The sequence below is a fragment of the Streptomyces sp. NPDC002276 genome (assembly GCF_053891435.1).
The window spans coordinates 44,977-57,403 of record NZ_JBSFCQ010000018.1 but is presented as its reverse complement, the minus strand read 5'-3'; the positions used below and the strand labels follow the sequence as shown (position 1 = coordinate 57,403).

The window sequence follows — 12,427 nt, the reverse complement described above, 5'->3', positions numbered from 1 at the left end:
CCGGTTGGAGCCAGGACGACGATGGGAGCATCCGTAATGCCGGAGCACGACGAGCACCAGGGCAAGGTCGCGTTCATCACCGGGGGCGGGCGCGGGTTCGGCAAGGCGTTCGGCGCCGCGCTGTCGGCGCGGGGCGCGCATGTCGTGCTCGCGGACATCGACGGCGCGGCGGCGGAGGCCGCCGCGGCCGAACTCAGCGCCGCCGGGGGCAGTTTGACGGGCGTGGCCTGTGACGTGGCCGACGAGACGGCGGTCGAGGCGGTGATGGACGAGGTCGTCGCACGCCACGGCGGTCTCGACATCCTGGTCAACAACGCGGGCCTGCACGCCGCTTACAACCGGCCGTTCGCCGAACTCGGCCTGGCCAAGGTGCGCCGCGTGCTCGACGTGAACGTCATGGGCGTCGTCATCTGCTCCCTCGCGGCCCAACAGGCCATGCGGGGACGGGCCGGTGCCACCATCGTGAACATCTCCTCGTCGGCGGCCTACGCCAACCGCAGCATCTACGGCGTCTCCAAACTCGCCGTACGCGGACTGACGGTGTCCTTCGCGCGGGAGTTCGCGGCCGATGGCATCCGTGTCAACGCGATCGCGCCGGGTCTGATCTTCACGGACACCGTGCGTGCCCAACTGCCCGAGGCCGAGGCGAAGCGGGTGTTGGGCGAGCAGATCCTCCAACAGGAGGGCGAGGAGCGGGACATCGTCGAGGCGCTGCTGTATCTGGTCTCGTCGAAGGCGTCGTTCGTCACGGGTGAGACGCTGCGGGTGACGGGCGGGTTCGCGCTCTCCGTCTAGCGTTTCGCGTCACAGCGGGTGGGACTTGGGGCCCGGGGGCAGCGGCTCGGTTCCGTCCGGTCTGGTGCGCATGCCGTCCAGCAGCATCCGCAGATAGCGGCGCCACAGGTCCGGCTCTCCGGTCTGGTCGGTGACCGCCCCCACCATCAGCTGGATCATCGGGAGGTCCAGGGGCTCCACGTCGGCCCGCAGCGCGCCCTGCTCCTTGGCGCGGTCGATCAACGGATCGACCAGGGGCTTGATCCGCCGGTCGATGAGGGCGTGCCGCTGGGCGGCCTTGCCGGTGCCGAGCATGACCTCGCGCAGCCCGCGATCGTGGGCCTGGAGTTCGCACACCTGCTCAAGGCTGGTCGCCAGCCCGTGCCATGGATCGGGATCGGCCGCGGCTTCCCGGGCGCAGGCCTCGACCCGGTCGATCATGTCCTCGAAGACGGCGTCGACCAGCTCTTCCTTGTTGGCGAAGTGCCGGTAGGCCGTCCCCACTCCGAGCCCCGCGTGGCGGGCGACGTCGTCGAGGGTCGCGGCCAGGCCCCGGTCACGGAACACCTCGCGGGCGGCGGTCATCAGCCGGCGGCGGTTCAGCTCGGCGTCGCGCCGCAGCGGCGCCCTGGCGGGTTCAGCGGGCTCCGCCATACCAGTCGTCCCGCCTTCCGGGTGATGTCGATTCGTCCAGCGCATCGTACTTCCGCGAGCTGCGCACCCCTTGATCAGGTTCGATTCCGGACCGCGACACCGCAGACCTAAACGGAGATGTCATCTCCGTTTGATGTTACGGTGGCAACGAGAATCGGAGATTAGATCTCCGTTTGCCGTCCGATGTCGCGGGAGACGAAGACATGCGAGAAGAAGAGAAGACACGGGCAGGCCGGCGGAGGGGCATCGCCGGCGTCACGATCACCGTCGCGGCGGGCCTTGCGCTGGTCGCCTGTTCCTCGGGCGGCGACAGCCCGTCCAGCGGTACGTCCAGCACCAGCGCCCGCGCCAGGACGGCCGCCTGCCACACGGGTACGGCGGCCTCAAGCGCCGCGGCGCCCAGCGCGATGCCGTCGGGCAACGCGGGCGGCCTTCCGGTGGCCAAGACCATCAAGAAGTCGGACACCAGCACCAGCACCGTGATCGACCCCAAGGGCGCGCAGATCCAGTGCGCCACGTCCGGGATCACCACCACGCACGACATCACGTACTCCTCGCCGACCACCAACGGCAAGAAGACCGATCTGAAGCTGGACATCCAGGTGCCCACGTCCGCGTCGGGCAAGAAGCCGTTGGTCGTCTATCTGACCGGAGGCGGGTTCGTCATGGCGGACCGCACCGCCAACCTGAGTCAGCGCACCTATGTCGCCGACCAGGGCTATGTCGTCGCGAGCCTCCAGTACCGCACCACCAAGGACGGCGCGACGTACAAGGACGCCGTCGCCGATGTGAAGTCCGCTGTGCGCTACCTCCGCGCCAACGCCGACAAGTACGACATCGACGCCGACCACGTCGCCGTGTGGGGCCAGTCCGCCGGTGGCTACCTGGCCGCGATGACCGGCACGACCAACGGGGAGAAGTCCTTCGACGTCGGCGACAACCTCGACCAGAGCAGTGAAGTCCAGGGCGTGGTCGACGAGTTCGGCCCCGCCGACCTGTCCAAGCTGGCGGCCGACTACGACACGGCGGCCCAGAGGTCCAACTACGCGGCGGGCAACAGTGCCGCCCAGTGGGTCTACGGCCCCGGCACCAAGAAGTCGGTCGCGGACCGCACCAGCGAGGTCGCGGCGGCCGACCCGGCGACCCACATCAGCTCCAGGACGGCGCCCTTCGTCCTGTTCCACGGCAGCGCCGACAATCTGGTCTCACCGAGCGAAACCCTGGACCTTCAGACGGCGTTGCGCGCCAAGGGGATCGAGAGCACCCGCTACGTCCTCACCGGCGCGGGCCACGGCGACCTGTCCTTCACCGGCGACACCTCGGCCGCCCTGCCCTGGTCCACGCAGGAGACGATGGGACATATCGTCGACTTCCTGGGGCAACACCTCAAGTAGCGGAGGATCAGCCCGCGTTGCCGAACACATCAGGGGGCCTGCCGTGTCCAACTCCGTGTTCCCGTCGCCCAGGCGGCGGCGCGACGGGAAGCTCATCGTCGGAGCCATCGCGGGCGTCCTCGTCATCGGCGGCCTCGGAACCGCCTGCGACCCCGACACCGGGCAAGGGGGCACGACAGCGGGCGCGAGCGGCAACGCCAAGACCCGTGGCGGGACCAGGACCGTTCCCGCCTTCGTGGGCATGGGGCTCCAGTCCGCCCAGGACGCCGCCCAGAAGCAGGGCTTCTACAGCCTCAAGTCCCATGACGCGCTCGGCCGCGACCGCCACCAGATCCTCGACCGGGACTGGAAGGTCTGTTCCCAGAACGTGAAGGCCGGCATGCGTGTCGCCACCACCACGCGGCTCGACTTCGGCGCGGTGAAGCTCGCCGAGACCTGCCCGTCGAAGGACCGGTCCGCGCCCGCACGGGCCGGTTCTACGATGCCGGACTTCAAGGGAAAGTCCGTGAACACCGCGCGCGCCGCACTCGCGTCCGGGACGTCGGTCACGGTCAAGGACGCGTCCGGCAAGGGGCGTTTCATCCTGCTGGCGTCGAACTGGCAGGTGTGCTCGCAGAAACCGTCGGCCGGGACGCAACTGACCGGGCAGCCCGTGGAGTTCAAGGCGGTGAAGTTCGGGGAGTCCTGCCCGTAGCGGTGGCAGGTCGTCGCACGGCCGGTGAACTCACCGTCCGTTCCCCGCTGTTGGCCGTACGCCGTGGTCCGCGAGGCCGTGCGCGAGGAGGGCGAAGGCACGCGCGCCCTGTGCGCGGACGTCCGCGGCGAGCCGGTCGAGCGCCTCGTCGGCGAGAACGCGTCGGCGTACGAGGTCGATGAGTGCCCGGTGGACACCCATCAGGGCGTTGGCCGCCACGTACGCGGTCACCTCGTCCGTCCCTGCCGTGTCACCCGGGTCCGCCGCGAGGAGGGCGGCCAGTGCCGTCGTCGCATCGGTGATCGCCTGCTGTTCGCGGACTCGTAGCGTGGGGCTGTCGGCGATCATGCGGTGCACGGTCCGCAGTCGTACGAGGGCCTCGTCGTCGCCCGCCGCGACCTGGGCGAGGAGTCCGGTCGCCCCGGTCAGGAACGTCCGCAGCGCGTCCAGGACCGACGCGCCCGGGGGCCGGGAGTCGACCGCCGCGAGGAGCCGTTCGCCGAAGTCGTCGAGCCGGGAGTAGAGGAGGTCCTCTTTCCGTGGGAAGTAGTTGAAGACGGTGGCCTCGGAGACACGTGCCTCGCGGGCGATCTCGGCGACCCGCACGGCGTCGAACCCCCGGTCGGCGAAGAGCCGCCAGGCGATGTCCGCGATCAGTGTCCGCGTCTGCTCCTTCTTCAACTCGCGCAGTCCCACGGTCGCCTCCGTCCAGATTTCAGTGAGACAAGGAGTCTAGGGTGACCCTATATTTAGGGTCACCCTAGATACTACTTCACCGTCGTCTTCGAGGAGGTCCCGATGAGCGCCCCCTACCTGCCCCCGCCGTGGGGAGCCCGGGTCATCGGCAACCGGATGGCCAAGCTCTTCGCCCGGTCGGTGCTGAGCACGCTGAGCGTCCGGGGGCGTACGTCGGGCCGCTGGCGGAGTGTGCCGGTGGCCGTCCTCGACCACGACGGGGAGCGCTATCTGATAGCGCCCCGCGGCAACACCGAGTGGTCGCGCAATCTGCGTGCCGCGCAGAGCGGACGGCTCCAACGCAAGGGTCGCGGGGAGGAGTTCGAGGCGGTCGAGGTGCCGGTGGCGGAGCGCGCGCCGTTGATCCGGGTCTATCTGGAACAGTTCGGCCGCTTCCCGACCGTCGCCGAGACGTTCCGTCAACTGCCCGAACCCGCCGACCATCCCACGTTCCGTATCGTCGGCTCCCGGGAGCTCGGCTGACGGCCGGCTATGTGCTGGCGAGCGCGGCGGGTTCGGCGGCCTTCGCCTTCGCTTCCTCCTCCTCGGATTTCACGGCACGCAGCAGCACGATCGGCGTGGCGATCTTCCAGATGAAATACACCAGCGTGGGCAGCATGTTCGCGAGGAGTCCGTTCCAGGCGAACGGGCCGGTCTTGGTGAGGAAGACGAAAGCGCCCGGGATGAGCAGAACTCCGAGCACCAGGTTGAGATAGCCGAACCAGCGCGGGAACACCGGCTTGGCACGGTCGTCCACGAGGGCCGCGAATCCGATCGACCAGACCTGGAGGACGAATATGCAGGCGTTGCCGACCAGCATGAGCCAGTAGATGTCCGACATCGCATAAAGCACGTCGGGCGAGTGGCTTTCCGGTCGGTAGGCAGCGGCGGCGAGTATCGCGATCGGGAAGAAGAAACCGATCGGCGCGACGACGCCGGTGGTGAGCTGGACCATGGACAGCAGGCCCCAGCCGCCTTCGATACGGCGCATCTGCATGCTGGTCAGAACGACGAACGGGTACTCGAACGGCACGACGAGGACCATGATCGCGGCGCAGGCGAGGATGCCCGTCTGATGGTCGGTGAGGAATTCGACTACGCCTTGCGCGTTCTTCGTCGGGTCCATCGGCGTGATGAGATGGCCGACGGAGAAAGCCACGGCGAATCCCAGCAGCAGTACAAATCCGCACCACGCGGAGATGCGTTCCAATCTGAAATGAAGGTCCTGGCGCATCAACGGATCTCCTTCTATCTCGCGGCTCTTGTTGTTCTTCGCTCTCTCACCAGCCGACGAGCCTGTCCAGCAGAAGTCCCGCGCTGGACAGATAGTCGCCGTATCCACCGCGGAAGAAGAGCAGTGGTGTCTTCATCGACTCGACGCGGAGTGTCCGGACCCGGCCGACGACGAGTTCGTGATCGCCGAGTTCGACGATCTTCTCGACCGTGCAGTCGACCCACGCGACGATTCCGGCGAGGACGGGGTTGCCGAGCGGGGATTCCTCCCACTCGGTCCCCTCGAAACGGTTCGGGCCGCCGGCCATCCGCCGGGACAGACGTTCCTGGTTGCCGGCGAGCGCGTTGGCACAGAACCGCCCGGCCGTCCGGATCGTCCGCAGGGTGTTGGAGGAACCGTCCACCAGGAAGGACACCAGGGGCGGTTCCAGGGACACGGACATGAAGGTCCCGACGATCATTCCCTGTGGTTGCCCGTCGCTGTCCGTCGTGGTGATCGCGACCACGCTGGTGGGGAAGTGCCCCAGCACCTCACGGAAGTAGCGCCCCTCGACCACGTCCGACACGGCCCCTCCTCGCTCGCTCACTCTCTTGACGTCCCGTCAGATCAGGACGCGCATCGGCTCGGGCAGCTCAAGTCCCATCTGGGCGAGGGCGTTTGCGTGGTACGCCGCTCCCGGGACGTGGATCATGTGCTGGAGCCCCACGTGCGCGTCCCGCCAGAACCGCTGGAGCGGGTTGCCGCGGCGGATCGCGTTGCCGCCGGACCGTACGAAGATCTCGTCCAGGGCGGCGACGGCCCGCCACGCGCAACGCACCTGGTTGCGGCGGACGTTGGACCGGTCCTCGACGGTGATGGGCTTCCCGGCCTCGACCTGGTCGTACAACCGGCTGATGCCGTCGATCAGTTGGACCCGGGAGGCGGCGATCTCCGCCGCGGCCTCCCCGGCGGCGTACAGAACGTAGGGGTCGTCGCGTACTTGGACCCCGGTCACGGCGACCCGGTCCCGCTGCTGGTCCAGGTGCAGCGCGAGGGCGCCCTCGCAGATGCCGACGACGGCGGCGGTGATCCCCAGGGGGAACATGGAGCTGAAAGGCAGCTTGTAGAGGGTGTCGGTGAGTCCGACCGCCTCGGCGGCAGTGCCCTCCTGGACCACTTCCTGCCTGATGGTGCGATACGTGGGGATGAACGCCTTGTCGACGACGACGTCCTTGCTGCCGGTGCCCGCCAGGCCGATGACGTCCCAGGTGCCGTCGATGATCTCGTAGTCGGAGCGCGGCAGGACGACATGGAGCACGGAGATCGGCCCGGCCGGCTTCCCCTTGCCGTCTCCGACGAGTGCGCCGAGGAAGTCCCAGCTGCAGTGGTCGCTCCCGGAGGAGAACGGCCAGCGACCGCTGAGCACGTATCCGCCGTCGACGGGTTCCGCGATGCCGTTGGGCATGTAGGGCGAGGCGATCCAGGTGTCCGGGTCGTCGTCCCACACCTCGTGCGCGAGCCGGGGGTCCAACTGGGCCAGTTCCCAAGGGTGTACGCCGACGACACCGGACACCCAGCCCGCCGCCCCGTCGTACCGCGCGACCGCCATCACCGCTTCGGCGAAGTCGCGGGGGTGGGCGCTGTAGCCGCCGAACTCCTTGGGCTGCAACAGCCGTATCACCCCTGCGGAGCGCAGGAGTTCGACGGTGCGGTCGCTCAACTTGCCGAGTTTCTCGTTCTGTTCGGCGAGTGCGGCCAGTTCGGGCCCGAGTTCCTCGACACGGTTGACCACTTCGTGCGTCACGCCGCACACCTCCTGCTGGCTGGTTCCTCGCAAGTGCCGCACACACGCGGCGGGATGATCCCAGTGTCATTTCCGGGACCGAGCGCCCGCTGGCCGATTTCCGCTGACCGGGACTGTGGATCAGCGAGTGACGCGAGGCCGCAGCGCGGTGGTGGAGCGTCCCTTGAGAGCGGACAGCCAGACGCCGGCCCCGTAGGCGAGGTCGTCGAGGCGTCGGGCGACGCCGTAGCGGACCGGGTCCAGATTGGACCGGTCCCGTCGGTACTCCAGGGCGATGTCGGCCAGCGCGGCCACCGCCGCCGCCCGCCGCACTCTACGGGAGGCGACACAGCCGACGACGGTGAGCGGCCACCAGTGCCGGTTGAGGAGAGCCGAGGTCTGGGCCAGGGCGGCCAGCGCGCCGTTGGCCGTGAGCCGTGCGGCGAGCCGGTGGCGGTCCCGGGTGTCCCCGAGTCGGCGGCCGATCCGATAGGTGACGCCGACGAGGACGGCCCCGGCGACGGGCGCCGACCAGCGGCGCTGGGTGAGCAGCGCGGTCACGAGTGCCGCGCTCCACGGGGCGAACACGGCGGGGGCGATGAAACGCGGGTGCCGTTCGGCGAGGGGGTGCGCCCCGGTGCCGTAGACGGCCTTGCGCAGCAGCCAGTCGTCGACCCGGGTCCGGTGCTCGTGGGCCGCCTCGGCGGCCGGTTCGTAGCGCACCCTGCGCCCCCGCTCGATCAGTCGCCAGCACAGGTCGACGTCCTCGCCGACCCGCATCCCCTCGTCGAACCCGTCCGCCAGGTCGTCGGTCCGCGCCACGACGCAGGCAGTCGAGGCCCAGGAGACCGGGCTGCCGGGTCGCACTCCGGCCGGGTGGGCGCCCAGGTCGAGGGAGGAGCGGGCGTTCTCGTAGCGCTCGATCCAGGTGGGGGCGGCCGAGGGCAGTCCGGTGATGCGCGGTACGGCCATGGCGACGGCGGGGTCGGCGAAGTGCCGGAGCAGGGTGGGCACGGTGTCGGGGGCCAGCACGATGTCGGAGTCGACGAACACCACGAAGGGGGTCGTGACGAGCCGCAGTCCGGCGTTGCGTGCACCGGCCGGGCCGACGTTCGTGGTCAAGGGGAGGAGTTTGGCGCCGTGTTCGGCGGCCACGGCGGCCACGGCCTCCGGGTGTCGGGACGCGTCGTCGACCACGATCACGGGATGGCCGCCGCCAACACTGCTGAGCAGCCTGGAGAGTTGGCGCGGTCGGTCGCGGACCGGTACGACCACGGTGTACCGGGGGTCGCCGGGCGGGGGCAGTGCGCCGACGACCGGGTTGGCCATGCCGAGGTCGAGCAGCCGGTCCGCGAGCAGTGCGCCCGCCGCGTCCCGCACGTACAACGTCCGCCCGGTGAGCAGCCGTTGGGCCCGTGGCGTCAACCGGATCAGCCGGGTCGGGAAGCCGCCGACGAGGGCCCGGCCACCGTCCACGATCCGGGTGTGCCGGTCGAGTTCGACCACGAAGCCGACGGGCGGTGTCATGGTCGTACGGCCTGGCGGGCGGGCTCGGTGAGGCGTCCCCGGCCGTCCGCGCTCCAGGCGGAGATCCGGCGTACCGCGGCCGACACCATGGCGTCCATCGTCGTACGGCCCTCCCCCGCCGTGGCGCCGGTCGGGTCGCCGAGGACGCCGGACGGTGCGACCGCGCGGACGCCGTGAGCCATCAGCTCCGGGAGGAGGACGGACAGCGGCCGGGTGTCGCCGGTGACCGCGGCGTCCAACCGGACGCGTTCCGGGGCGAGATGGAGCATCAGCGAGGTCTCCGTACGGCCGGCGTGCGCGTCGCCTCCGGGTGCCGAGCAGTCGGTCCAGGCCACGTCGTGGCCTTCGGCGCGCAGTTGACCGACGGCGGTGGCGAGGGTGGCGGTGTTGCCGCCGTGGCCGTTGACGAGAACGATCCGCGCGGCCCACAGGGAGAGTGAGCGCACCGACTCCACGAGTACCGCGCGCAGTGCTTCGTGGCCGATCGAGACGGTTCCGGGGAAGCCCGCGTGTTCGCCGCTGGCGCCGTAGGGCAGGGTCGGTGCAACCAGCGCCGTGGGGAGGGCAGTTGAGGCTCGCCGGGCGACGGCGTGGGCGATGACGCTGTCGGTGTCGAGCGGCAGATGCGGTCCGTGCTGTTCGGTGGAGCCGATCGGCAGCAGGACCAGCGCCTCGGGCGGCACGTCCGGCCAGGCGGTGTGGGCCAGTTCGGTCACCGTGTCGCCGGTCATGCCCGGGCGGCCGGAGCGTCATGGCCGGAACGGGCGCCCAGTTCCAGCCGGAAGCCCGGCGGTATCACCAGGTCGTCGGGCGACAACTCGTGGACGGAGGAGTGCCCGAGGCCCAGCACCGCCGAGTCGAGTCCGCCGCGCAGGATGTCCAGGACGTTCTCGACTCCGGCCTGTCCGTTGGCCGCCAGGCCCCACAGATAGGCGCGGCCGATCAGGACGGCGCGGGCGCCGAGGGCGAGGGCCTTGGCGACATCGCCGCCCCTGCGGACGCCGCCGTCCAGGAGGACTTCGATCTGGTCGCCGACCGCGTCCGCTATGGCGGGGAGCACCCGGATGGTGGCGGGGGTGGTGTCGAGGTTGTTGCCGCCGTGGTTGGAGACGGAGAGTGCGGAGACCCCGGCGTCGACGGCCCGTCTGGCGTCGTCCACGCGGGTAACTCCCTTGAGCAGGAAGGGCCCGCCCCACTCCGTACGCAGCCACGCCACGTCCTCCCAGGTCGGGGGCGTGGTCTGCATCCACTCTCCGTAGGCGCCGAAGAAAGTGGGGGCCTCACCGCCCGGGGGACGCAGGTTGGGGACCGAAAGGTCGGGCAGGCGGCGGGACTTGGCGAACCGGAGCAGCCAGCCGGGGTGGGGCAGCACATCGGGTGCGAACTTCAGCATGGTCTTCAGGTCGAGCTTGTCGGGGATGGACGGGCTCCCCCAGTCCCGGCCGTGGGAGAAGGACCAGTCGAGGGTGACGATGAGGGCCTTGGCACCGGCCGCCCTGGCCCGGTCCATGCGCTGCACCATCGTCGCGCGGGTGCCGCTCCAGTACAGCTGGTAGAAGAGGTCCGGCTGCGCGTCTGCCACCTCCTCAACCGCCTTGCTGGCAAAGGAACTCAGCCCCATGACGACACCCCGGCTCGCCGCCGCCCGGGCCACGGCGACCTCACCCTCGGGGTCCACCGCCTGCACCCCGGTCGGCGAGATGAGCACCGGGAGCGAAGTGGGTGTCCCCAGCACGGTCGTGGACAGATCCCGCTCCGCGTGGTGGCCGACCACCCGGGGCGAGAAGCCCAGTTCGGCGAAGGCCGCCGTGTTGTCGTCGATCGTACGGCCGCGCTCCGAGCCCGCGACGAGCGCGCCGTAGACCGAGCTCGGCAGCCGCTTCTTCGCCCGGCGCTGCGCCTCGGCGACCGTCTCGAACCAGGGGTTCCTGCCCATGACTTGTTCTCTTTTCTGGAGGTATCAGCTCAGGCGCAGGCCGGCCAGGGGGTCCTCGGCGCAGTCGCTCACCGGGGACCGTTCCAGGTCCCGGCGTCGGGTGAGGACCAGGTCCACGGGCGGGCGGCGGGAGTGGTCGCCGGACGGCTTGGGGAGATCCGCTCCGCCCTTGGCACGCTCGGCGAGTTGCTGTTCGCCGTAGCCCTGCACGCACTCGGGGTCGGGGCCGTCCAGGGGCAGGCCGGTGAAGAACTTGGCGGCCATGCAGCCGCCCTTGCAGGTGTCGTAGAACGCGCAGGAGGCGCAGGCTCCGCCGTGCTGCGGGGTGCGCAGCCGCGCGAAGAGTTCCGAGCCGCGCCACACCTCGGTGAAGCCGCCGGGCGCGCGGACGTTGCCCGCGAGGAACTCGTCGTGGATGGCGAACGGGCAGGCGTAGACGTCGCCCACCGGGTCGATCAGACAGACCACGCGTCCGGCGCCGCACAGGTTCAGGCCGGGAAGCGACTCGCCGTAGGCGGAGAGATGGAAGAAGGAGTCGCCCGTGAGCACCTTGTCGCCGTGCGCCAACAGCCAGTCGTACAGCTCGCGTTGCTGTCCGGCGGTCGGGTGGAGTTCGTCCCAGACGTCGGCTCCGCGGCCGGAGGGGCGCAGCCGGGTCAGGCGGAGTTGGGCGCCGTAGTGGTCGGCGAGGGCCTTGAACTCGTCGAGTTGGGGGATGTTGTGGCGGGTGCAGACGACGGAGAGCTTGAAGTTGCGCATGCCCGCGGCGGAGAGGTGTTCCATGGCCTTGATCGCCGTGGCGTACGAACCCGGGCCGCGTACCGCGTCGTTGACGTCCGCGGTCGCGCCGTCGAGGGAGATCTGTACGTCGACGTAGTCGTTGGCGGCGAGTCGGCGGGCGGCTTCGGGGGTGATGCGGACGCCGTTGGTGGAGAACTTCACGCCGACGTGGTGGGCGGTGGCGTAGTCGAGGAGTTCCCAGAAGTCGGCGCGGACGGTGGGCTCGCCGCCGCCGATGTTGACGTAGAAGACCTGCATGGCCTCCAACTCGTCGATGACCGCCTTGGCTTCGGCGGTGGACAGCTCGCGCGGGTCGCGGCGGCCGGAGCTGGAGAGGCAGTGGGTGCAGGCCAGGTTGCAGGCGTAGGTCAGTTCCCAGGTGAGGCAGATCGGCGCGTCGAGTCCGGATTCGAAGAGGTCGACCAGCCGTGTTCCGGCGGCGGTGACGGTCATGGGGTCCTTCCGACGAGCATCGAGGACTCGGCGAGGGCTGCCAACGCCTTGTCGTAGCGCGGTAGTTCGGCCTCCGGCACACCGGCCGCGAGGCAGGCGGCGCGGGCCGTGGGGGCGTCCGCGAGGGACTCGACGACGGCCAGGAGTCTGCGGTCCTTGAGGAACGTCAGCCTGCGGGTCCCGAAGTGGTAGAGCAGCGCGCCGAACGGTTCGGGGCGTACCGAGACTTGTGGGTGCAGGCCGAGGGCGCGGTCGAGGGTCGGCGCGGTCATGCGGGCGGCTTAGTAGACACCGCACATGCCGTCGATGGAGATCTCCTCGATGAGGTCGTCGGCCTCGATCAACTGCTGTTCTGTGACGGGTTCTTCGGCCCTGTTCTCGTTGGCCGGGACGGTCTGTACGGAGTGGAGCTCGTTCATGCGAATCTCCCTGGGCATCCGGCGGGGCATACGGCTCGGCATACGGACGACTGCGCGGTCGACAG

At 69.9% G+C, this 12,427-nt stretch carries 15 protein-coding genes; 4 read left to right on the top strand and 11 right to left on the bottom strand.

Annotation, left to right across the window (positions count from 1 at the left end; all coding sequences use genetic code 11):
- Positions 1-21: 21 nt before the first annotated feature.
- On the top strand, positions 22-795 hold the full coding sequence (locus tag ACWIHT_RS36025) for an SDR family NAD(P)-dependent oxidoreductase (RefSeq protein ID WP_456172547.1): 774 nt from the start codon (positions 22-24) through the stop codon (positions 793-795).
- A gap of 9 nt (positions 796-804) precedes the next feature.
- On the opposite strand, the gene ACWIHT_RS36020 is transcribed toward ACWIHT_RS36025, so the two are convergent.
- Complete coding sequence (locus ACWIHT_RS36020; protein WP_456172546.1) at positions 805-1,428, bottom strand: TetR/AcrR family transcriptional regulator; 624 nt, start codon at positions 1,426-1,428, stop codon at positions 805-807.
- Between the two features lie 203 nt (positions 1,429-1,631).
- Here ACWIHT_RS36020 and ACWIHT_RS36015 point away from each other — a divergent pair, with 203 nt between their 5' ends.
- Both ACWIHT_RS36015 and ACWIHT_RS36010 read left to right on the top strand, forming a co-directional pair.
- A complete protein-coding gene (locus ACWIHT_RS36015) occupies positions 1,632-2,822 on the top strand; it encodes a prolyl oligopeptidase family serine peptidase (protein ID WP_456172544.1) in 1,191 nt (396 codons plus the stop codon).
- Between the two features lie 43 nt (positions 2,823-2,865).
- Entirely contained in the window at positions 2,866-3,516 is a 651-nt protein-coding gene (locus tag ACWIHT_RS36010; protein ID WP_456172542.1) for a PASTA domain-containing protein, read from the top strand.
- A 30-nt stretch (positions 3,517-3,546) separates the two neighbouring features.
- Here ACWIHT_RS36010 and ACWIHT_RS36005 read toward each other — a convergent pair whose 3' ends face one another.
- Positions 3,547-4,212, bottom strand: a complete 666-nt coding sequence (locus ACWIHT_RS36005) for a TetR/AcrR family transcriptional regulator (RefSeq protein ID WP_456172541.1) — start codon at positions 4,210-4,212, stop codon at positions 3,547-3,549.
- Between the two features lie 102 nt (positions 4,213-4,314).
- Here ACWIHT_RS36005 and ACWIHT_RS36000 point away from each other — a divergent pair, with 102 nt between their 5' ends.
- On the top strand, positions 4,315-4,734 hold the full coding sequence (locus tag ACWIHT_RS36000; RefSeq protein WP_456172540.1) for a nitroreductase family deazaflavin-dependent oxidoreductase: 420 nt from the start codon (positions 4,315-4,317) through the stop codon (positions 4,732-4,734).
- 7 nt (positions 4,735-4,741) lie between these two features.
- Here the strand turns inward: ACWIHT_RS36000 and ACWIHT_RS35995 are convergent, their stop codons facing one another.
- From ACWIHT_RS35995 to mftA, 9 genes are all read right to left on the bottom strand, one after another.
- A complete protein-coding gene (locus tag ACWIHT_RS35995; RefSeq protein WP_456172539.1) occupies positions 4,742-5,485 on the bottom strand; it encodes a hypothetical protein in 744 nt (247 codons plus the stop codon).
- Between the two features lie 46 nt (positions 5,486-5,531).
- Positions 5,532-6,050, bottom strand: coding sequence for a flavin reductase family protein (locus ACWIHT_RS35990; RefSeq protein WP_456172538.1), 519 nt, complete (start codon positions 6,048-6,050; stop codon positions 5,532-5,534).
- Between the two features lie 36 nt (positions 6,051-6,086).
- The gene (locus ACWIHT_RS35985) at positions 6,087-7,268 is read right to left on the bottom strand and encodes a hydroxylase (protein ID WP_456172537.1); all 1,182 of its coding nucleotides are present in this window, start codon (positions 7,266-7,268) and stop codon (positions 6,087-6,089) included.
- 120 nt (positions 7,269-7,388) lie between these two features.
- Positions 7,389-8,774, bottom strand: coding sequence for a mycofactocin biosynthesis glycosyltransferase MftF (gene mftF, locus ACWIHT_RS35980; RefSeq protein ID WP_456172536.1), 1,386 nt, complete (start codon positions 8,772-8,774; stop codon positions 7,389-7,391).
- Entirely contained in the window at positions 8,771-9,505 is a 735-nt protein-coding gene (gene mftE / locus ACWIHT_RS35975) for a mycofactocin biosynthesis peptidyl-dipeptidase MftE (protein ID WP_456172535.1), read from the bottom strand. The genes mftF and mftE overlap by 4 nt, the downstream gene beginning before the upstream one ends.
- A complete protein-coding gene (gene mftD / locus ACWIHT_RS35970; protein WP_456172534.1) occupies positions 9,502-10,710 on the bottom strand; it encodes a pre-mycofactocin synthase MftD in 1,209 nt (402 codons plus the stop codon). Before mftD ends, mftE begins: the two co-directional genes overlap by 4 nt.
- Before the next feature lie 24 nt (positions 10,711-10,734).
- Positions 10,735-11,943 (bottom strand): mycofactocin radical SAM maturase, encoded by a 1,209-nt coding sequence (gene mftC / locus ACWIHT_RS35965; protein ID WP_456172533.1) that lies wholly within the window; start codon positions 11,941-11,943, stop codon positions 10,735-10,737.
- Positions 11,940-12,215 carry a mycofactocin biosynthesis chaperone MftB gene (mftB, locus tag ACWIHT_RS35960; RefSeq protein WP_456172532.1) on the bottom strand — a complete coding sequence of 92 codons (276 nt, stop codon included), beginning with the start codon at positions 12,213-12,215 and terminating at the stop codon, positions 11,940-11,942. The genes mftC and mftB overlap by 4 nt, the downstream gene beginning before the upstream one ends.
- A 9-nt stretch (positions 12,216-12,224) precedes the next feature.
- Positions 12,225-12,362, bottom strand: coding sequence for a mycofactocin precursor MftA (gene mftA / locus ACWIHT_RS35955; RefSeq protein WP_456172530.1), 138 nt, complete (start codon positions 12,360-12,362; stop codon positions 12,225-12,227).
- Positions 12,363-12,427: the final 65 nt, after the last annotated feature.

Bases quoted from the DNA above. Each gene is read 5' to 3' on its own strand.
- ACWIHT_RS36025 (WP_456172547.1), top strand. From the start codon at position 22: ATGGGAGCATCCGTAATGCCGGAGCACGACGAGCACCAGGGCAAGGTC.
- ACWIHT_RS36020 (WP_456172546.1), bottom strand. From the start codon at position 1,428: ATGGCGGAGCCCGCTGAACCCGCCAGGGCGCCGCTGCGGCGCGACGCC.
- ACWIHT_RS36015 (WP_456172544.1), top strand. From the start codon at position 1,632: ATGCGAGAAGAAGAGAAGACACGGGCAGGCCGGCGGAGGGGCATCGCC.
- ACWIHT_RS36000 (WP_456172540.1), top strand. From the start codon at position 4,315: ATGAGCGCCCCCTACCTGCCCCCGCCGTGGGGAGCCCGGGTCATCGGC.
- ACWIHT_RS35995 (WP_456172539.1), bottom strand. From the start codon at position 5,485: ATGCGCCAGGACCTTCATTTCAGATTGGAACGCATCTCCGCGTGGTGC.
- mftF (WP_456172536.1), bottom strand. From the start codon at position 8,774: ATGACACCGCCCGTCGGCTTCGTGGTCGAACTCGACCGGCACACCCGG.
- mftE (WP_456172535.1), bottom strand. From the start codon at position 9,505: ATGACCGGCGACACGGTGACCGAACTGGCCCACACCGCCTGGCCGGAC.
- mftD (WP_456172534.1), bottom strand. From the start codon at position 10,710: ATGGGCAGGAACCCCTGGTTCGAGACGGTCGCCGAGGCGCAGCGCCGG.
- mftC (WP_456172533.1), bottom strand. From the start codon at position 11,943: ATGACCGTCACCGCCGCCGGAACACGGCTGGTCGACCTCTTCGAATCC.
- mftB (WP_456172532.1), bottom strand. From the start codon at position 12,215: ATGACCGCGCCGACCCTCGACCGCGCCCTCGGCCTGCACCCACAAGTC.
- mftA (WP_456172530.1), bottom strand. From the start codon at position 12,362: ATGAACGAGCTCCACTCCGTACAGACCGTCCCGGCCAACGAGAACAGG.